The organism is Flavobacteriales bacterium (genome assembly GCA_016700415.1).
GTDB lineage: Bacteria > Bacteroidota > Bacteroidia > Flavobacteriales_F > PHOS-HE28 > PHOS-HE28.
The window spans coordinates 1,551,706-1,571,012 of record CP065018.1 but is presented as its reverse complement, the minus strand read 5'-3'; the positions used below and the strand labels follow the sequence as shown (position 1 = coordinate 1,571,012).

Below are 19,307 nucleotides of genomic sequence, written 5' to 3'. Positions count from 1 at the left end.
GGCCGCATGGCTATCCTTCTATATTTGCCGCCCCGTTGGAGGGCCTTTTGTGCGTCCATTGGGTCACTTTCTGAAAAACCAATCAGTTTTCCATCATGCAGAATAAAGGTGCGCTCTGGGTGTTCACCATCCTGTTGACGCTCGCTTGCCTCTGGCAGTTATCGTTCTCGATCTTCACAGGCAAGTTTGAACGGAACGCCGGCAAGGTGGCGGCGGAATATGCCGATTCGGTCATGGCCGTCCCGGCCAACAAGGCCATGGACCACGACTCCGTGCTGCTGACCTATCAGAACCGATACATCCGTGAGCACGACGAGGAGATCGCCTATCCGGGCCTCGGCTATACCTACAAGGAGTGCAAGGAGAAGGAGATCAACCTCGGTCTTGACCTTAAGGGCGGTATGGCGGTCACCTTGGAAGTGGACATCCCCGACCTCGTGGACAACCTGAGCGGCAACAGTGAGGACCCGGCATTCCGCAATGCCCTCACCACCGCCCGTAGGCGCCTCACGAGCAGCAACAAGGATTTCATCACCCTGTTCGACGAGGAGTTCAAGAAGGCCGCCCCGAACGGGAGCCTCGCGGCCATCTTCAGCACGCAGGACAATACCACGATGTTCCCGCGCGAAAGCAACAACGAACAGGTGATCGCGTCTTTGCGTGAACAGGCCCAGATCGCATTGATCAACACCGAAAAGATCCTTCGCACCCGTATTGACAAATTCGGTGTGGCGCAACCCAGCATCCAGAAGCAGAGCCTCAGCGGCCGTATACAGATCGAACTGCCCGGGGTGAAGGACAAGGACCGTGTGCGGAACGTGCTTCAGAGCACCGCCAACTTGGAATTCTGGGAGACCTTCGACAACAACGACGTGTACATGAAGCTCTCCGAGGCTAATGACCGCCTCGCCGTCATGCTGCACCCGGAAATGGCCCGCGAGGACAGCAGCAAAAAAGCAAGGAAGGAAGCTCTGGCTGCGGATACATTGAATACGGCCACGACGGACACCACAACGGCGGACAGTACGGTCGTGCCGTCCGAGGACAGCCTCGCTGATGCGCTTACCACCGACAGCTTGGGCAATGATACCGCCCTTACCGACGCAGAAAGCTTGGCCAAGAGCCCGCTCCTCAACAAGGACCGCCTTCAGCTCAACATCATGAACAACCAGGTGGTGCGCGGTGACGTGGTGGGCTATGCAGCAGTCAGCGATACCGCCACCGTGAACAAATTGCTCCGCATGGCCCCGCCCAAGAGCCCGGACCCCAGTCAGGTGATGAAGTTGGCCTGGGGCGCAAAGCCGATGCGGATGGGCACAGCGGACGGGAAGGATCGTGATTTCCTCGCCCTGCACGCACTGCGTGGCCCGCGCGGAGGGAAGCCCAAGTTGGACGGTAGCTACATCACCGATGCCCGACAGGACTTCGACATGAAGGGCGATGCCGAGGTGAGCATGCAGATGAACGCTGAGGGCGGCCAGAAATGGAAGCTCATGACCGGCGAGAACGTAGGGAAGCAGATCGCCATCGTCCTGGACGGCTATGTGGTCTCCGCGCCTAACGTGATGGGCGAGATCCCCGGTGGCCGAAGCAGCATTACCATGGGCGGTGCCGACGACCGTAACAAACAACTGGAGGAGGCCACTGACTTGGCCAACGTGCTCAAGGCCGGTGCTCTGCCAGCCCCCGCCCGCATCATCGACGAAACCGTGGTCGGCCCCTCGCTCGGTGCCGAGAACATCAGTCGCGGCATGTGGTCCTTCCTGTTGTCCATCTTCATGGTGATGGCCTTCATGGTGCTCTACTACAATGGCTCCGGCTGGGTGGCCAACGTGGCCCTGCTCTCCAACATCTTCATCCTTCTGGGCACATTGGCCTCGATCCAGGCATCCCTTACGCTGCCCGGCATCGCCGGTATCATCCTCACGGTGGGTATGGCCGTGGACGCGAACGTACTGATCAACGAACGGATCCGGGAGGAACTCCGGCATGGCAAAGCGGTGAAGACCGCCGTGGATCTGGGCTACAAGCACGCACTTTCCGCGATCTTGGACTCCAACATCACCACGTTCGCCATGGCCCTCATCCTCTACTTCTTCGGAGGCGGCCCGGTGAAAGGCTTTGCGACCACCTTGGCCATCGGTATCCTTACCTCGCTCTTTACCGCCATTTTCATCAGCCGCCTGATCATCGATCGCCGGTTGGAGAAGGGCAAGTCGCTCAGCTTCTGGCACAATTGGAACAAGAACATCTTCGCCGACCTCAATATGGACTTCATGAGCAAGCGGTTCGTGATGTACGCGGTGTCCGGTGTCATCATCATTGCCGGTCTGGTCTCCATGTTCACCCGCGGCTTCAACTACGGCGTCGACTTCTCAGGAGGTCGGCAGTACGTGGTGAAATTCGACAAGCCGGTGGACGTGGAACAGGTCCGTGGCGCCTTGGAAGGTGCCTTCAACACGGAAGGCTCCGCCCGCAGCTCCGTGAACGTGAAGACCTATGGCGGAAGCGACCAGGTGAAGATCACCACCAACTTCATGATCAACACGGCCACTACGGGTGCCGACCAGATCGTTGAAGGCAAGCTGAACGGTGCGTTGGCGCAGTTAGGCGGTGCACCGCCGATCGAATCCCGGAAGGTTGACCCCGTGATCAGTGACGACATCCGCAACAAGTCCGTGTGGGCCGTGGGCTTGTCCCTCGTCTTTATCTTCATGTACATCCTGCTGCGGTTCCGGAACTGGAAGTTCGGCCTTGGCGCCGTGCTCTCACTGGTACATGATGCGCTCATCGTCATGGGCGTGTACTCCATCTTCTACTCCATGATGCCGTTCAGCATGGAGATCGATGAGCAGTTCATCGCCGCCATCCTAACAGTGATCGGTTTCTCCATCAATGACACCGTGGTGGTGTTCGACAGGATCCGCGAATACTTGCAGGACCACAGGCGTGATCCGTGGGGGCAGGTGTTCAATAAGGCCATCAATTCAACGTTCGGCCGTACCATCAATACCTCGTTGACGGTGCTGATCGTGCTGCTGGTGATCTTCATCTTCGGTGCCGATTCCATCAGGGGCTTCGTCTTCGCGATGCTGGTGGGCATCGGCGTGGGCACCTATTCCTCCATTTTCGTGGCCAGTGCCATCGTGGTGGACCTGCACAAGGACGAGATCCCCGTGAAAACCAAGTGATAAGCACGGTGTGCCTTCATGTAAATGATCTGGAAGCCCCGCCTCGGCGGGGTTTTCTTTTGGGCAACGTGCAAGGGTGCAATAGTGCAAGGGGGCCAGGATGCACCCTCGCACCTTCCCACGCTCTCACCTTTTTGTTCTTTAACTCTTTGGGCATCTAACCTTTCCGACCAAGGCTCCCTACTTTCGCACCCCGGATGGGCGTACTTCTTTTTCTTGATGTCAGTGGCGGCGAACTGCTCGTCGTGCTGCTCTTTGTCCTGCTTTTCTTCGGAAGCAAGGGTGTGCCTGATGTGGCCCGCACCATGGGCCGTGCGCTCCGCCAGTTCCGCGATGCTACGGCCGACGTGCAACGAGAGATCGAGAAAGGCGCTTCAGACGTGAAAAAGGGGTTCGAGGAGCAGCGAAAGACCTTTCGCATTGAGCCACCAGAGCATGCCGCGTCCCAGAAGCAGGCCGATGCCCATGTGGTCCCCGCTGCACCGCCAACGCCCGAGGAGCCGATCGACATCTCCGTCGAGGCAAAGCTCTCTGAGGAAGGTGGATCACTGGGGAAGTAGAGCTTCCCGGCCGGCGTCTTCAAGGCCGGCCTGAATTGTCGGGTGCGGAAGACAGCACGCCCGGTCGCGTCCCGGGATATCCTCGGTCAGCCATTTCGGGACCCTGAACAGTATGGACCGGCAAAGGCCAGGCTTTCGGCCTAGATCCGCATATCTCGATCTTGAAAACGAAGATTATTCCGGCCACCCCTATTTTCAAACACCTGTTGACAAGAAAATATATCGGAATATGGGATCAGACCCCTTCGCCAACCTAATTTCGCCGCGGAAAAACAACAATTTCACATGACCCCCCCCAATTTGCGTTTCAAGGCCTTGTCCGATGTGCTCGGTCGGCAACCCAAGCATGTTCAGCGCCCCAGTAGCCGGATCAGTGACTATTTCGGCTCCAATGTGTTCAATGAGGGGGCCATGCGGATGTTCCTCACCGAGGATGCATACCGCGCCGTGCGTTCCGCCATCGAACGGGGCGAACGGATCGACCGCAGACTCGCCGACCAAGTGGCCAGCGGCATGAAGGAATGGGCTGCGAGCAAGGGCGCTACGCACTACACCCACTGGTTCCAGCCCCTCAATGGCTCCAGCGCCGAGAAGCACGATGCCTTCTTCGAACCCCTAGGGGACGGGCGCAGCATTGAACGTTTCGATGGAGGGATGCTCGTGCAGCAGGAGCCGGACGCGAGCAGTTTCCCCAGCGGAGGGATCCGCAACACGTTCGAAGCCCGGGGATATACCGCTTGGGATCCCGGAAGCCCGGCCTTTCTCATCAACCAGACCTTGTGCATCCCCACGATCTTCGTCAGCTACACCGGTGAGGCGTTGGATTTCAAGACCCCTCTTTTGCGCTCTGTCCGGGCATTGGACGAGGCGGCCACCGCCGTGTGCCGCTATTTCGACAAGAACGTGGGAAAGGTCATCGCCACGCTCGGTTGGGAACAGGAGTATTTCCTCATCGATGAGTCGTTCTACTTTGCCCGGCCGGACATCATGATGGCCGGGCGGGCGCTCTTCGGCCACGGCCCTGCACGCGGGCAGCAGCTGGAGGATCATTATTTCGGCAGCATTCCCGAGCGCACCCAGGCCTATATGCGCGACTTCGAGACCGAGGCGCTTCAGCTTGGTATCCCCGTGAAGACCCGGCACAACGAGGTGGCCCCGAACCAGTTCGAGTGTGCCCCGGTATACGAGGAGATGAACCTCGCCGTGGATCACAATATGCTCTTGATGGACGTTATGGAGAAGACCGCGCGCAAGCACGACATGCGCGTGCTATTCCATGAGAAGCCTTATGCCGGGGTGAACGGCAGTGGAAAACACAATAACTGGAGCCTCGCCACCGATACGGGGGTGAACCTGCTGCGGCCAGCGAAAACGCCTAAGGAGAACATCCAGTTCCTGGCCTTTTTCGTCAGCACCATCGCCGCGGTCCATGATCATGCCGACGTCCTGCGCGCCAGCATCGCCTCCGCCAATAACGACCACCGGCTCGGGGCCAACGAAGCTCCTCCAGCGATCATCAGCGTCTTTATCGGCGAGTACCTCACGGGGCTGTTGGACGAACTGGAGAAAAGCGTGAAGGCTTCCATGAGCCCGGCCAGCAAGACCGAACTGAAGCTGGACATTGGCAGGATCCCACAGGTACTACTGGACAACACCGACCGCAACCGCACTTCGCCCATCGCTTTCACCGGCAACAAGTTCGAGTTCCGGGCCGTGGGTTCCAGCGCCAACTGCGCTGCTGCCATGACGGTGCTGAACACCGTGGTCGCCGCCCAGCTCAAGGCTTTTAAGATTTCCGTGGACGCCTTGATCGCCAAAGGCGTCAAAAAGGATGAGGCCATTTTGCGGACCATCCGCGACCTTATCGCCAAGAGTAAGCCAGTGCGCTTCGAAGGCAACGGATATGGGGAGGAATGGAAGGAGGAAGCCGCCAAGCGGGGTCTCCGGAACGTGGTGGATACACCGCGCGCCTTGGACGCATGGGCCGGGAAGGCCACGATGAAGGTGTTCAAGGAAATGGGCGTGCTCACCGATAAAGAGATCAAGGCGCGCCATGACATTGAGTTGCACAGCTATACGCTCAAGGTGCAGATCGAGTCCAGGGTCTGTGCCGATATGGCGATGAACCATGTACTGCCGGCGGCCGTGCACTACCAGAACCGGTTGATCACGAACGTGCAAGGCCTGCGGGGTATTCTGGGCAAGGAGGCCGGGGAACAGGCCTCTGCCACACAACTCGACCTGATCCAACGCATCAGCGGGCATATCGAGCAGCTCCGGGCCTTGAGCGTGTCCATGACCGAGGCGAGAAAGACGGCCAACGTCCTGGACGATCAACGTGCCAAAGCCATCGCATACTGCGATACGGTGAAGCCCTTCCTGGACCTGATCCGCTACCACAGCAACAAGCTGGAGCTTCTGGTGGACGATGAACTCTGGCCGTTGCCGAAAATGCGGGAACTGCTCTTTACCCGGTGATCTTGCAGCTCAGGGTCCATTTCGTGAGATCCTGAGGAGAAACCAAAAAACAAGGCCGGGGTCCAAGATTGGGGACTTTGCTTATTTTCGCCCGGCCCCATCCGCTGGGGACACTACACACCAACCCGATGATGAGCATGAGGAAGTTCGTAGCCTGCTTCACATTCGTTTTAGTTTGCGTTGCCGGCGCGATGGCGCAGAGCAAGCAGGCCGAAGAAGCCGATGAGGCCTTCAACAAGGGATTCTTCTACAACGCCATCGAGATGTACAAGAAGGCGTACACCACCGAGAAGAAGGCAGGCGAAAAGGCCGTCCTCATCTTCAAGGTAGCTCAGGCCTATCGTGCTTTGGGCGATGGGGAGAACGCTCAAGTGTGGTATGAGAAGGCCAACAAAGCCCAGTACCCGGACCCCATCACCTACTACTACATCGGTGAGGCCCTCAAGGAACAAGGCAAGTACGCCGACGCCATCGCGGCATACAACAAGTACAAGGAGAAGAACCCCGGCGACATGCGCGCGGACGCCAGTTTAGCCTCCTGTCAGCTCGCACAGACCTGGAAGGACACGCCATCCCGCTACAAGGTGGATCCCGAAGTGCTGTTGAACAGCCCGCAGTACGACTTCAGCGCGGCATTCTCCGACAAGCGGAACACCGACGTGGTCTTTGTAAGCAGCAGGCCCGCCGCGACAGGCACGGAGTCCGACGGCATTGTCGGTGAAAGCTTCACGGACCTTTTTGCCAGCAGCCGCGACAAACTCGGCAAGTGGAGCGAGCCCGTGCGCCTTGAGCCCAACATCAACACGGCAGGTGCGGAAGGCAGTGCTACCTTCAACAACAAGCGGAACATGATGTACTTCACCCGTTGCCCGCACGAAAAGAAGAAGGCCTTCGGTTGCGACATCTGGGTGAGCAAGAAGGTGGGTAACAACTACAGCGATCCTGTGATGCTCCCGCTCAAGCCGGAACAGGGAAAGAAGGACACCACCATGGTCACTATCGGCCAGCCCACGCTTTCCAAGGATGAAACCTTGCTCGTTTTTGCCAGCAACATGAATGGCGGTCAGGGCGGCAAGGATCTGTGGAAAGTGGGCTTGGACAAGAACGGCATGCCCACGGGAGCAGTTACCAATCTCGGGAAAGAGATCAACACGCCCAAGGACGAGATGTTCCCCTTCCTTCGCGACAATGGTGATCTTTACTTCTCCAGCAACGGTATCACTGGCATGGGCGGCATGGACATCTTCCACGCGGAGAAAACAGGCGATGCGACATGGGGCCACGTGGAGAACATGAAGTCCCCAATGAACAGCAGTGGCGACGACTTCAGCATCATCTTCGATGGTGACGAGGAGCGCGGCTTTTTTACCAGCAACCGCCCCGGCGGCAAAGGTGAGGACGACATCTGGCGCTTCTACGTGCCCGACCTGGTCTTCGCGCTGCAAGGGGTGGTGAAGGACAAAGTGACCGGAGACCCGCTTCAGGACGCCAAAGTGGAAGTGGTGGGTACCGACGGCTCCAACTTCAACGCGCTCACTGACGAGAACGGAGGGTTCAACTTCGAGGAGAACGGCAAGGACCGTTACATCAACGAGAACACGAGCTACACCGTTCGTGCGAGCAAGGCCCAATATTTAGTGGTGAACGACCAGATCACCACCGTGGGCCTCACCGAGAGCACCACCTTCGTGAAGGAATATCTCCTGCAGCCCGTGGCACCGGACAAGGCCATAGCCCTGCCGGAAGTGCTCTTCGATCTGGGCAGCGCCGCCCTCCGTCCAGAAGGAAAGGATTCGCTCCAGACCTTGTACCAGACCTTGGTGGACAACGCCACCATCATCATTGAGCTCGCCGCCCACACGGACAGCCGGGGCAGCGACAAGAGCAACATTACCCTGTCCCAGAACCGGGCACAGAGCTGCGTGAATTACCTCATCAGCAAGGGCATAGATCCCGCGCGCATGGTGGCCAAGGGCTATGGTGAGACCCGCCCCCGCATCACCGATGCTGAGATCGCCAAGATGGCGACCACCGAGGAGAAGGAAGCCGCGCACCAGAAGAACCGCCGCGTGGAATTCACCGTGAAAAGTTTCGACTTCGTGCCCAAGGCGAACGAGCCCATGGTGCCGGAGTCTAATTAGTCATCATACTTAAGGAAAAAGGCATCCCGTGTACGCGGGATGCCTTTTTTCATCCGGCACATGGAAGAAGGGACATCCCGATATGAACGGCGCGGCGTCAGCAGTGCCAAGGAGGATGTACATAATGCCATCGCCAAGGTGGACAAGGGCCTTTTTCCGAAGGCGTTCTGCAAGATCGTCCCCGATGAACTGACGGGAAGCGCTGAGCATTGCATCGTGATGCACGCCGATGGGGCGGGCACCAAGAGCGCATTGGCCTATGCCTATTGGAAGGAAACGGGCGACCTCGGCGTATGGCGCGGCATTGCGCAGGACGCCGTGGTGATGAACCTGGACGACCTGCTGTGCGTCGGCGCCACGGACAACATCCTGCTCAGCAGCACCATCGGCCGGAACAAGCGGCTGATCCCGGGAGAAGTGATCTCCGCGATCATCGCCGGCACGGAGGATTTCCTGGAGAAAATGCGCGGCCTCGGCATCGGGATCAACAGCACCGGTGGCGAGACCGCTGACGTGGGTGACCTTGTTCGCACCGTGATCGTCGACAGCACGGTATTGGCCCGCATGCGTCGCGATCAGGTGGTGGATAATGCGCGTATCCACGCTGGCGATGTAATAGTGGGCCTTGCCAGTTACGGGCAGGCGACCTACGAAGAGAACTACAACGCGGGCATGGGCAGCAATGGGCTCACCAGCGCCCGCCATGACATTTTCAACAAGGCGCTGGCCACGGCCTATCCCGAGACCTTCGATCCCGGTACACCGGACGATCTGATATACAGCGGGCAGGCCAACCTTACCGATCGGTTGGAGGGCACCCCCTTGGACTTCGGAAGGGCGGTGCTCTCGCCCACGCGCACCTATGCCCCGGTGGTGCGCGAGGTGCTCACTGCCATGCGGAAGGATGTCCACGGGATGGTCCATTGCAGTGGTGGCGCGCAGACCAAGGTGCTGCACTTCGTGGACGGGCTGCGCATCATCAAGGACGACCTGTTGCCGATACCGCCGCTCTTCGCGGCCATCCAACGCATGAGCGGAACGCCATGGAAGGAGATGTACAAAGTCTTCAACATGGGGCACCGCTTGGAATTCTATGTGCCCGAGGCGCGCGCTCGGGAGATCATTGCAATAGCGGTCACCTTCGGCGTTGAGGCCCAAGTGATCGGCAGGGTGGAGGACGCGCCCGCCAAGGAGGTGGTGTTGACCGTGCCCTCAGGGACCTACACCTATACTGCCTGAGCCGATATGGACCGCAACGTCCCTTCCGACTTTGCCGTCCACCTTATTCAGCTCCTCGCCTATCTGCCCTTTCAGCGTCATCTGCGTCCGATGGGTATCGGACCCATTCACCACCCATGAGCGACCTTCTAACTAAGCTCTCCGCCATACACGACCGCCGGGAGGAAGTGGGCAAACAGCTCGCCGACCCCGACGTGATCGCCGACCGCAAGCGCTTCGTGGACTTGAACCGTGAGTACCGCGACTTGGAGCCCGTGGACGAAGCCTATGGCAAATACCGCCGTGCCATGGAAGACCTGCGGGGCGCGGAGGCGATGCTCAGATCGGAGCGCGACGCGGAGATGCTGGAAATGGCCCGTGCGGAGAAGAGCGAACTGACCGCGGTGATCGAAACGATGGAGGAGGAGATCCGCCTTCTACTGGTGCCGAAGGACCCCAACGACGAGCGTAACTGCAGTATGGAGATCCGCGCCGGCACCGGTGGTGACGAAGCCGGTATTTTCGCCGGGGACCTGCTCCGCATGTACACCCGCTACTGCGAGGGCATGGGCTGGAAAGTGGAGGTGGCGGACATCAGCGAGAACAGTGCAGGCGGCGTGAAGGAGGTGGTGCTTAACGTGGAAGGTGCCGGAGCCTATGGCGTGTTGAAATTCGAGGCCGGGGTACACCGGGTGCAGCGTGTGCCACGCACCGAGGCCAGTGGAAGGATCCACACCAGCGCTGCCACCGTGGTGGTGTTGCCTCAGGTGGAGGAATACGATGTAGAGGTGAAGGAGAGCGATGTGAAGATGGAGACCGCACGCAGCGGTGGTGCAGGGGGCCAGAATGTGAATAAGGTGGAGACCAAGGTGCGACTCACCCACATCCCAACGGGCATCGTGGTGATGTGCCAGACCGACCGTTCCCAATTGGGCAACCGCATCAAGGCCATGCAGATGCTGCGGAACAAACTATATGACGAGAAGGTCCGTTCCGAGGAGGCGGCCGTCACCGCGCATCGCCGGAGCCAGGTGGCCAGCGGCGACCGCAGCGCCAAGATCCGCACCTACAACTATCCGCAAAGCCGCATCACCGACCACCGCATCGAGCTGACCGTGCATAATTTGACCGAGGTGATGGACGGAGGCCTTCAAGCCATCATCGATGCACTGCAATTGGCCGACCGCACGGAAAAGCTGTCACAGGAAAGTTGAAACTCGAAAGCTGAAAGATGAAACGGACTGTCGCCGATCGCCGGTCACCAGCCTCTAATCACCAATCACCACTTGGCAGTAGGCAGTAAGCAGTGGCAGTCGGCAGTTGTCCAGCCATGATCTGCGTTGATCCACTCTTTCTGCGTCATCAGCGTTCCATCGTTCGACATCCGACCCTGCTCCTTTACTTTGGCCCATGGCCGAGATCACCATGCTGTTGGGTGCCAACAGGGACGACCCGCACACAACCTTCGCAAGGGCCACCACCCTCGTCGAGGACCGCATCGGTCGCGTCCTGGCCTCCAGCAGGGACCATTGGACCGAGCCATGGGGCTTTCAGGACAGTCGGCTCTTCCTCAACCGAGCCGTTCTGGTCGGCACTTCGATGCCGCCGGAAGAGGTCATGGAAAAAATGCTGGGGATCGAGCAAGAGCTTGGCCGCGTGCGACCCGCCGATGGCCACTATGCTTCCCGCCCCATCGATCTGGACATCCTCTTTGTCGGTGAACAGGTGATCGATCGGCCTGAGCTTTCCGTCCCCCATCCCCGTGTACATCAGCGCGTCTTTGCCTTGTCGCCGGCGGCGGACATCATACCGGACCTTGTGCATCCGTTGCTTCACCGCAGCGTGCTGGACCTGCTCAACGATGCACTGCAACAACGATGAAGCCACCCTACGGATACATCGCGGTGGAGGGCCTTATAGGCGCTGGGAAAACGACCCTGGCCAAGCGGCTGGCCGCCGAATGGGACGCCGAAACGGTGCTCGAGGAGTTTGAGGACAACCCCTTCCTTCCCCAATTCTACCAGGATCCGACGCGGCACGCCTTCACCTTGGAACTATCCTTCTTGGCCCAACGCTACCATCAGCTCAAGCGGGTAGGCGAGCGCAGCCTCTTTCACCCCGCCACCGTGGCCGACTATTCCATCGGGAAGTCCTTGATCTTCGCCGGGGTCACCCTTCCACCGGACGAGCATGCCTTGTTCCGGGACCTTTACGCCATCATGTACGCCGGGCTGCCCAAGCCGGAACTGTTGGTCTACCTGCACCTGCCCATGGCCACGGTGAGGGAACGGATCCGTGCGCGGGGCCGCACCTACGAACAGCGCATCAGTGAGGAATACCTCGGGCAACTTCAGGAGCGCTACCTGGACCACCTTCGGAAGCTCGATGCGGGACGGGTGTTGGTAGTGGACCTGAACGGAAAGGACCTGCTAAAAGACGCCGTGGCCTATCAGCGGTTCATGGACCTGGTGACCGCCGTGAGGGAACCGGGCCACCATGTGGAACATCTTTGACCCCTGAGCGGGCGCGTCATTCCCACACGTTCGTTTGTGAACAACTGTTGACCGTGTACCGCCGGAGTTTGGCACGGATGGTGGTTAAGTTTGCCGAGATCAAGAAAAAACAAACTCGATCACCTATGGAACAAAAACACCTCAAAGGCGTCGCGGTATTGACGGCGGCAGCCTTGGTGCTCGCCGGTTGCGGCGGTCTCGGCAAGATGGACAAGTATGCCAAAACGATCACTCACACGGTGGACCCCGATCCCCTTATCGTGCAGGGCGACACAGTCCATGTGAACATCAACGGGAATTTCCCGGGGAAATATTTCTACAAAAAGGCCCAAGTTGAGCTCACGCCCACCATTACGAACACCGCCGGGGAGACCCCGTTGAAAATGGCGGGCTTCCAAGGTGAGAAGGCTGCGGGCAACTATACCGTGGTCCCCTACGAAAGCGGCAAGTCCTTCAGCTACAGCGATAAAGTGGCCTATACCCCGGAGATGCAGGAAAGCCAGCTGATGCTGAAGATCCTGGGTAAGCAGGGCAAGAAGGAAAAGCCCTTCGATGCCGTGAAGCTCGCTGACGGTGTGATCACCACCCCGTACTTGGTAATGAGCGATGACCGCGTCATCCTCGGGGCCGACCAGTTCGTGCGCGTCACTTCCCACAGTGCCGACGCCACCATCAACTACTTGGTCGCTTCCGAGGTGGTCCGTCCCTCCGAATTGAACGACAAGGACGTGAAGGACGTGAACACGTTCGTGAAGAATGGGATGAAAAATCCGCGTATCACTTGGAAAGGCGTCACCATCGACGCCTATGCATCGCCTGAAGGCGAGGTGAACATGAACGAGAATCTTGCAGACAAGCGTGCCTCCACCGGCAAGCGTTGGATCCAAGGCGTGCTCAAGGCCAATAAGGTCGATGCCGCCAAGGACGACGCATTCTACACCCTCAACCCACGCGGTGAGGACTGGACCGGTTTCAAGAGCGCCGTACAGGCCAGCAGCTTTGCCGACAAGGACCTTGTGCTCCGCGTGCTTGAAATGTATCCGGACGTGAACAAGCGCGAGCAGGAGATCAAGAACATGGCCGCTACCTATAAGGAGCTTCAGGACGACATCCTTCCCAAGCTGCGTCGCTCGGAGATCAAATTGAACTATGAGGTAAACGGTTACAGCGACGAGGAACTCAGCGCCATCAGCAAGAGCAACCCCGACACCATGACCGTGGAGGAACTGCTCAAGGCAGCTACCCTCACCAGCGACCTCAACGAGCAGCTCCGCATCTACAAGGAGGCCGAGCGTCTCTACCCCCAGGACTACCGCACCGCCAACAACGTGGGCTACGTGCTTTTCCAGCAGGGTAAGAGCGCAGAGGCCGAGGCCGAGTTCCAGAAGGCCAACAGCATCATGGACAACCCCGTAAGCACCAACAACCTTGGTGTGATCGCCCGCCAGAAGGGTGAACGTGTGAAGGCTGCCGAACTCTTCGCCAAAGCCGGTGCCGCCGGTCCCGACGTGAAGTATAACCAGGGCATCATCGCCATCCAGAACGGCAACTACGCCAGCGCCAACAGCGACATGGCCGGGCAGAACACCTTCAACGCCGCATTGGCCAAAATGCTCGGTGGTGACGCCGCCGGAGCAGGCACAATCCTCGCCGCAAGCTCCGACAAGGACAGTGCCCAAGGCCTTTACCTCGCCGCCATCATCGCCGCCCGCACCAACAACGGCGACGGAGTACGCAGCAACCTCGCCGCAGCGGTCCAACAGGATGCAAGCCTGAAGGACAAGGCCATGAAGGATCTCGAGTTCCGCAACTTCAAGGATAGCCTCGGCCTCTAAGCCACTACTTGCCCACTTTGAAAAGCCCCCGCCGATTTCGGCGGGGGCTTTTCGTTTTAGCATGGGACACCCTCCGGAGATCATGATCCAATTTCGACACTTGACTACCTTGCCAAGTGCCCCCATGCAAACCCATAGCCTGTTTCTGTCTCATTCTGCTTAGCGCAGGCGATCCCTGTGTGGCCCAGACGGTGATCTGGCAGGAGACCTTCGACGGCACCGGGAACTGGGGTACGCTCAACATTCCTGCCGGCGCCGAGGGGTGCAATGCCAACCCGTTCTTCATTAGCTGCCAGGAGAACGGCAATGCCCCCGGGAGCTGCGGTACAGGATGCGGAACGGACAAGACCCTGCATACCTCATCGGTCGCCTATGGAGATGTCGGGGCGGCCTATGATGCTGGCGGAGGGAGCGCCTGCGGTGGCTTATTGGCTTGCCTTTTCGGAGGGCTGTGCAACACCATCACCGACCGCCGTTCCTCCTCCGCCACCATCAGCACGGTAGGCTATACCACCTTGTCATTGGAGCTAGACTACATCGAGAACGGCTCCGGTTCGGCTGATAACGCTTACTCCGAATACAGCACCAACAACGGCAGCACCTGGACCACGCTGCTGGACATGCCCAAGACCAACAACGCCGGCTGCGGCGGGCAGGGGCGGTGGACGCACATCAGCATCCCGCTGCCCGCTTCATGCGAGAACATTGCCACCTTGAGGATCGCTTTCCACTGGGTGAACAACAACGACGGTGCCGGAACGGACCCCTCCTTCGCGGTGGATGATGTGCAGATCATGCAGCCCATCCCCACGCCTGTGGAGCTGATCGCCTTCGGCGCCCATGCTGCAGGAAGGGTGGTGCAGTTGAACTGGACAACAGCCTCGGAGCGGAACAATGATCATTTCACCGTGGAACGTGGTTTCGACGGCGGCAGCTTCAACGAACTGGGCCATGTGAAGGGCGCGGGCAATAGCCAGCAAGTTCTGCACTATGGATTCACCGATGAGGACCCACGGGAAGGAATGAACTACTACCGTCTGCGCCAAGTGGACTTCGATGGTGGGTGGAAACTGTCGGAGGCCGTCCCCCTGTCGTTCCATTCCATCCATGCCCCGCTGGATGAGGCCACGCTGGTCGATGGCCTGTTAACGACGGGCATGATCGAAGACCCGGCGGCCTGCCATTTCACACTGCTCGATCTGCAAGGGCGGGTGCTTCGCGAAGGCAGCCCCGTCACGGACCGGGTCCGGTTGGACCTCCGGTCCATGGCCCCGGGCGTTTTCCTATTGCGCTTGAGAACGCTTTCCGGAACGGCCGCACGCAAATTCGTCCGCTAGGGTTCTTCACCATCGTCGTGGCTGAAGATTCAGACCCAGCGGCGGTCCATTGCATACCGCACCAGGCCCGCCACGCCACGCACGTTCAACTTGGCCATCAAGTTCTTGCGGTGCGATTTCACGGTTTCCTCGCTCACGAACAGCGCGGCCGCGATCTCACCGCTGGTGCGTTCCATGGCGATCAAGCGGATGATCTCCCGTTCCCGGGCTGTGAGGCCTATGTATTCGCCGTCGGGCCTTTTTTCGGTATGCTGGTAGCCGCGGGCGATGCTGGCCCGGGCAACCGGGCTGATGTACCGGCCCCCGCTCAGCACGGATTCCATGGCCTCCACCAGCTCCTCGGTGGTGCCGCCTTTCAATAGGTACCCTTGTGCGCCTTCAAGCAGCATACTGTTCACGTATTCGATCGCGCTCAGTGCGGAATGTGCAAGGACCTTCAGACCGGGACTGTTCGCATGGAGCTGGCGCATGGTGTCAATGCCGTCCTGTTCGGGCAGCGATACGTCCATCAGCAAGAGGTCCGGGCACAGCTCGCCAAGCATCCCCATCACGGCACTTCCCGTCCGTGCATGACCGACCATGTCGAATTTCGGCTGCTGAGCAAGCCGTGTTGTAATTCCGTCCGCTACTAAAGGTTCAGCATCAACAACCAATAATCTGATCGTTTCCATAACGGAAAATAAGAACGGCAAGGTACGTACCTGCCGAACCCGGTGCGCACCTTATTGTGGTATAGGTCATAGTGGCCATCAGAAGGACCGGGCTGAACTCGTTCAGTCCGGTCCTTCCATCGTTCATCCCCATGGCCCGCGAGCTGCGTTGAGGGGGCGCTGAGATCTGCCTATTGGTCGATCACGATGATGTCACCCTCGTTGGTGCGGGTCAGGGTGCGGTCGTAGCGTACTTTCATCAACCCGGAACCTTTCAGGAAAGTGATGATGCCCACGGGACCCCTGTACTGCAAATGCTTGTCGGGCAGCTCCGGGGTCATTTGTACGTCAAATTTCAAGTTCTCATTCTTGCGGCAGTCCTTCTTGCACAGGTCGGCGTTCGCGGTGTTCACCAGCACCTCCTTGTCCAAGTATCCGGGCTGCTCGAAACGCAAGTAGGCGGTGCTGCCCATGGGCATGGAGAGCTTGAACTTGCCGTCCGGGTGGAATTCCAACGGAGTGCAGACCCGGTTGTCCAGTTCCACCACCGCCAAGGCGTCAGAGGCACCCTCGGGGGAGTCCGTCAGCATCGACCCCTTGATATCCACTTTGTCCTTGTTCTGGCCGTATGCTGCCGATAGTAGCGCAAAACAGGCTATGGCGACGGTTATTACTTGGCAACGGAGGCTACTGGAGCAGATGGAGGTGTTCGGGGTTTTCATCTGTAGGGGGTGATTGTGTTCCTCGATACAAATGTCCGGGCTTCCAAGGCCTTTCACAATACCCACTAATGGTGAAATTGAATGCCCCATGGAGTCCTCTTCGAGTGATCGGACCGGAACTCTTCGGATGATTACCTTGTGATCGTGCCGGTGACGATGATGTCGTCAAGCCCCGGAGCCGTTCCGTTCACTTCTTAAATAATGTACCACGAAGTAGCAGGCAGCAATACCCTCGTTCCTGAAGTTCCCCCCACAAACCCGATCTTCGACGCGATGTCCACCGACACCGTCTTGGAGACCACCGAAATGGCCGCGCTCGCCGCGCGCTTTGTCAACAGCACGGCGCGGCACGTTTTCCTCACTGGAAAGGCCGGCACCGGCAAGACCACCTTCCTGCATCAGCTCGCGCGCAGCACGCACAAGCGCTTCGTGATCCTCGCGCCCACCGGCATCGCGGCGCTGAACGCGAAGGGTGTCACTATCCATTCGCAATTCCTGATGCCCTTCGGATCCTTCATCCCGGAACGGCAACTCCCTGCGGACATCCCGGCGTACGGCGCATTCCATGATCGCGACACGCTGAACCGCAGGCATCCGCTGAACGCCGTGCGTCGCAACGTGCTGCGCAACATCGACCTGCTGATCATCGACGAGGTGAGCATGCTCCGCGCGGACCTGCTGGACGCCATCGATCATCGCCTGCGGAGCGTGCGCGGCGTATATGACAAGTCCTTCGGCGGTGTGCAACTGCTGTTGATCGGCGATCTCTTCCAACTGCCGCCCGTGGTGAAGGACGATGAATGGCGCGTGCTGCATAAGTGGTACGACAGCATGCACTTCTTCGAGGCGCGTGCGATCAAGGAAGCAGGCTATGCGCACATTGAGCTGGACAAGATCTTCCGCCAGCAGGATGAAGATTTCATCCATATCCTCAACAACCTGCGCAACAACACGGTGACCAAGCAGGACGTGGAGACGCTCAACACGCATTACCGCGCGATCATTCCGCCCAGCGCGGCCGAGGGCGTGATCACACTCACCACGCACAACCGTGCGGCGGACGCCATCAACGAACAGGCGCTGGCGAAGCTGCCCGGCAAGGTCCACCGATTCGATGCCGAGATCAAGGATGAATTCCCGCAGAGCCTGTATCCCGTGCTGCCGGAACTCGAGCTCAAGGTCGGCGCGCAGATCATGTTCATCCGCAACGATCAGGACAAGGCCTACTTCAATGGAAAGCTGGCGAAGGTCACGGCGATCGACGGTGATGATATTTCCGTGGAGATGCTCGACGACGGCACGCCCTACACGTTGAAGCAGGAGCACTGGGAGAACAAGCGCTACGCTTTGGACGCGGTGACGAAGGAGCAGAAGGAGGAAGTGCTCGGGATCTTCTCGCAATATCCGGTGAAGCTCGCGTGGGCGATCACGGTACACAAGAGCCAGGGCCTCACCTTCGATAAGGCCATCATCGACGTGGGCAGCGCCTTCGCGCCGGGGCAGGTCTACGTGGCGCTCTCGCGTTTGCGCACACTGGGCGGGCTGATCCTGCGCACGCGCATCGATCCTTCCGTGGTGAGCACCGACAAGGACGTGATGGCCTTCAGCGAACGGCAGCACACGCAGCAGCCGCTCCCGGAGCAATTGAAGGAACAGCAGCGCCACTACCTGCAGGCCGTGCTGGCCAGCACATTCGACCTCGGCGACATCACCAAGAAGATCGGCTTCGTGCGGAAGGACAACGATGCGGACGAGTTCGAGGACGAGAGCATGAAGACCGCGCTTACCCGCCTGGCGGAGAAGCTGGACGCGGAGGCCGCCAACACCTACGCATTCCAACATCAGTTGCTGCGTTTGCTTCACTCCGATGACCGCGACGCGCTGCTGGTACGCATTGAAAAGGGCGGTGCATACTACAGCACTATGCTGCGCGAAGGCATGAAAGACCTGCTGCAACACCTGGCGCAGGTGGAGCTGTTAAGCCGCACCAAGCAATACGCGGCCGAGTTGCGTGAGATCGACGGCATGCTGGTGAAGAAGCTCGCCATGATCGCCAAGGCGGGCATCATCACCACGAGCATCCTCAATGGAGAGGACATCAAGCCGATGCCGGAGATCGAGCGGACTTTGGCCGATCAGCGTACGGGCATGGTGGCGGAGATCGCGCAATGGGCCTTGGAGAACAAACCGAAGTCGACCACAAAGACCGGGAGGAAGCGCGCAAGCAGGGGAGAGGACGGCGTGTTCACCACGAAAAAGAAGCGCGAAGGCAAGGCGGTGAAAGGGGAGACCTACCAAAAGACTTATGAGCTATTGAAAGCAGGGAAGGACCTGGCCGCCATAGCGGAGGAGCGTGGTCTCACCGTGAGCACCCTTGAAGGGCATGCAGCGAAAGGGATCACGGCCGGTGAAGTGGAGATCGGCCAGGTGCTGGATGAAAGTGTCCGGGACAAGCTCGCCGAGTACATCCGGAACAACGCCGAAGCGGGCACCAAGGACGTGCGCACGCATTTCGGTGATGCATACAGCTATGGGCAGATCCACATGGTGCAGGCGTGGTTGAAGTTGGAGGAAGCATGAAAGCCGCCGACTGTTCTTTCCTTACCTGTTTCACATCCTTTCCATCCCTTACCTCCCTCACCTGACAAATAGTGAAGAAGGA

At 59.1% G+C, this 19,307-nt stretch carries 13 protein-coding genes; 11 read left to right on the top strand and 2 right to left on the bottom strand.

The genetic code is table 11. From position 1 onward, the window contains the following. Positions 1-95: 95 nt before the first annotated feature. The 10 genes from secDF (at position 96) to IPP95_06600 (ending at position 15,273) form a co-directional block, all read left to right on the top strand. Positions 96-3,191 (top strand): protein translocase subunit SecDF, encoded by a 3,096-nt coding sequence (gene secDF / locus IPP95_06645; protein ID QQS73883.1) that lies wholly within the window; start codon positions 96-98, stop codon positions 3,189-3,191. A 197-nt stretch (positions 3,192-3,388) separates the two neighbouring features. Further along, on the top strand, positions 3,389-3,751 hold the full coding sequence (locus IPP95_06640) for a twin-arginine translocase TatA/TatE family subunit (protein QQS73882.1): 363 nt from the start codon (positions 3,389-3,391) through the stop codon (positions 3,749-3,751). Positions 3,752-4,036: 285 nt separating this feature from the next. After that, positions 4,037-6,229: a glutamine synthetase III gene (locus IPP95_06635; GenBank protein ID QQS73881.1), complete on the top strand. Its 2,193-nt coding sequence runs from the start codon at positions 4,037-4,039 to the stop codon at positions 6,227-6,229. Between the two features lie 137 nt (positions 6,230-6,366). Beyond that, positions 6,367-8,370 carry an OmpA family protein gene (locus tag IPP95_06630; GenBank protein QQS73880.1) on the top strand — a complete coding sequence of 668 codons (2,004 nt, stop codon included), beginning with the start codon at positions 6,367-6,369 and terminating at the stop codon, positions 8,368-8,370. 60 nt (positions 8,371-8,430) lie between these two features. Beyond that, a complete protein-coding gene (locus tag IPP95_06625; protein QQS73879.1) occupies positions 8,431-9,609 on the top strand; it encodes a phosphoribosylformylglycinamidine cyclo-ligase in 1,179 nt (392 codons plus the stop codon). Positions 9,610-9,725: 116 nt separating this feature from the next. Beyond that, a complete protein-coding gene (prfA, locus tag IPP95_06620) occupies positions 9,726-10,802 on the top strand; it encodes a peptide chain release factor 1 (GenBank protein QQS73878.1) in 1,077 nt (358 codons plus the stop codon). Between the two features lie 196 nt (positions 10,803-10,998). Continuing rightward, complete coding sequence (folK, locus tag IPP95_06615) at positions 10,999-11,469, top strand: 2-amino-4-hydroxy-6-hydroxymethyldihydropteridine diphosphokinase (GenBank protein ID QQS73877.1); 471 nt, start codon at positions 10,999-11,001, stop codon at positions 11,467-11,469. Beyond that, on the top strand, positions 11,466-12,101 hold the full coding sequence (locus tag IPP95_06610; GenBank protein ID QQS73876.1) for a deoxynucleoside kinase: 636 nt from the start codon (positions 11,466-11,468) through the stop codon (positions 12,099-12,101). Before folK ends, IPP95_06610 begins: the two co-directional genes overlap by 4 nt. A 125-nt stretch (positions 12,102-12,226) precedes the next feature. Next, positions 12,227-13,936 (top strand): hypothetical protein, encoded by a 1,710-nt coding sequence (locus IPP95_06605; protein QQS73875.1) that lies wholly within the window; start codon positions 12,227-12,229, stop codon positions 13,934-13,936. Between the two features lie 116 nt (positions 13,937-14,052). Beyond that, positions 14,053-15,273: a hypothetical protein gene (locus IPP95_06600; GenBank protein ID QQS73874.1), complete on the top strand. Its 1,221-nt coding sequence runs from the start codon at positions 14,053-14,055 to the stop codon at positions 15,271-15,273. A 29-nt stretch (positions 15,274-15,302) separates the two neighbouring features. Here IPP95_06600 and IPP95_06595 read toward each other — a convergent pair whose 3' ends face one another. Together IPP95_06595 and IPP95_06590 are read right to left on the bottom strand one after the other, a co-directional pair. Next, positions 15,303-15,944, bottom strand: coding sequence for a response regulator transcription factor (locus IPP95_06595; protein QQS73873.1), 642 nt, complete (start codon positions 15,942-15,944; stop codon positions 15,303-15,305). A 170-nt stretch (positions 15,945-16,114) separates the two neighbouring features. After that, positions 16,115-16,645, bottom strand: a complete 531-nt coding sequence (locus IPP95_06590) for a hypothetical protein (protein QQS73872.1) — start codon at positions 16,643-16,645, stop codon at positions 16,115-16,117. 273 nt (positions 16,646-16,918) lie between these two features. On the opposite strand from IPP95_06590, the gene IPP95_06585 reads away from it, so the two are divergent. Then, a complete protein-coding gene (locus tag IPP95_06585) occupies positions 16,919-19,225 on the top strand; it encodes an AAA family ATPase (protein ID QQS73871.1) in 2,307 nt (768 codons plus the stop codon). Positions 19,226-19,307 lie beyond the last annotated feature (82 nt).

What these genes read in the sequence shown, in the direction of transcription:
- IPP95_06605 (QQS73875.1), top strand. Translation starts at nt 12,227, where the DNA reads ATGGAACAAAAACACCTCAAAGGCGTCGCGGTATTGACGGCGGCAGCC.
- IPP95_06625 (QQS73879.1), top strand. Translation starts at nt 8,431, where the DNA reads ATGGAAGAAGGGACATCCCGATATGAACGGCGCGGCGTCAGCAGTGCC.
- IPP95_06640 (QQS73882.1), top strand. Translation starts at nt 3,389, where the DNA reads ATGGGCGTACTTCTTTTTCTTGATGTCAGTGGCGGCGAACTGCTCGTC.
- secDF (QQS73883.1), top strand. Translation starts at nt 96, where the DNA reads ATGCAGAATAAAGGTGCGCTCTGGGTGTTCACCATCCTGTTGACGCTC.
- prfA (QQS73878.1), top strand. Translation starts at nt 9,726, where the DNA reads ATGAGCGACCTTCTAACTAAGCTCTCCGCCATACACGACCGCCGGGAG.
- IPP95_06590 (QQS73872.1), bottom strand. Translation starts at nt 16,645, where the DNA reads ATGAAAACCCCGAACACCTCCATCTGCTCCAGTAGCCTCCGTTGCCAA.
- IPP95_06595 (QQS73873.1), bottom strand. Translation starts at nt 15,944, where the DNA reads ATGGAAACGATCAGATTATTGGTTGTTGATGCTGAACCTTTAGTAGCG.
- IPP95_06585 (QQS73871.1), top strand. Translation starts at nt 16,919, where the DNA reads ATGTCCACCGACACCGTCTTGGAGACCACCGAAATGGCCGCGCTCGCC.
- IPP95_06635 (QQS73881.1), top strand. Translation starts at nt 4,037, where the DNA reads ATGACCCCCCCCAATTTGCGTTTCAAGGCCTTGTCCGATGTGCTCGGT.
- IPP95_06610 (QQS73876.1), top strand. Translation starts at nt 11,466, where the DNA reads ATGAAGCCACCCTACGGATACATCGCGGTGGAGGGCCTTATAGGCGCT.
- IPP95_06630 (QQS73880.1), top strand. Translation starts at nt 6,367, where the DNA reads ATGAGGAAGTTCGTAGCCTGCTTCACATTCGTTTTAGTTTGCGTTGCC.
- folK (QQS73877.1), top strand. Translation starts at nt 10,999, where the DNA reads ATGGCCGAGATCACCATGCTGTTGGGTGCCAACAGGGACGACCCGCAC.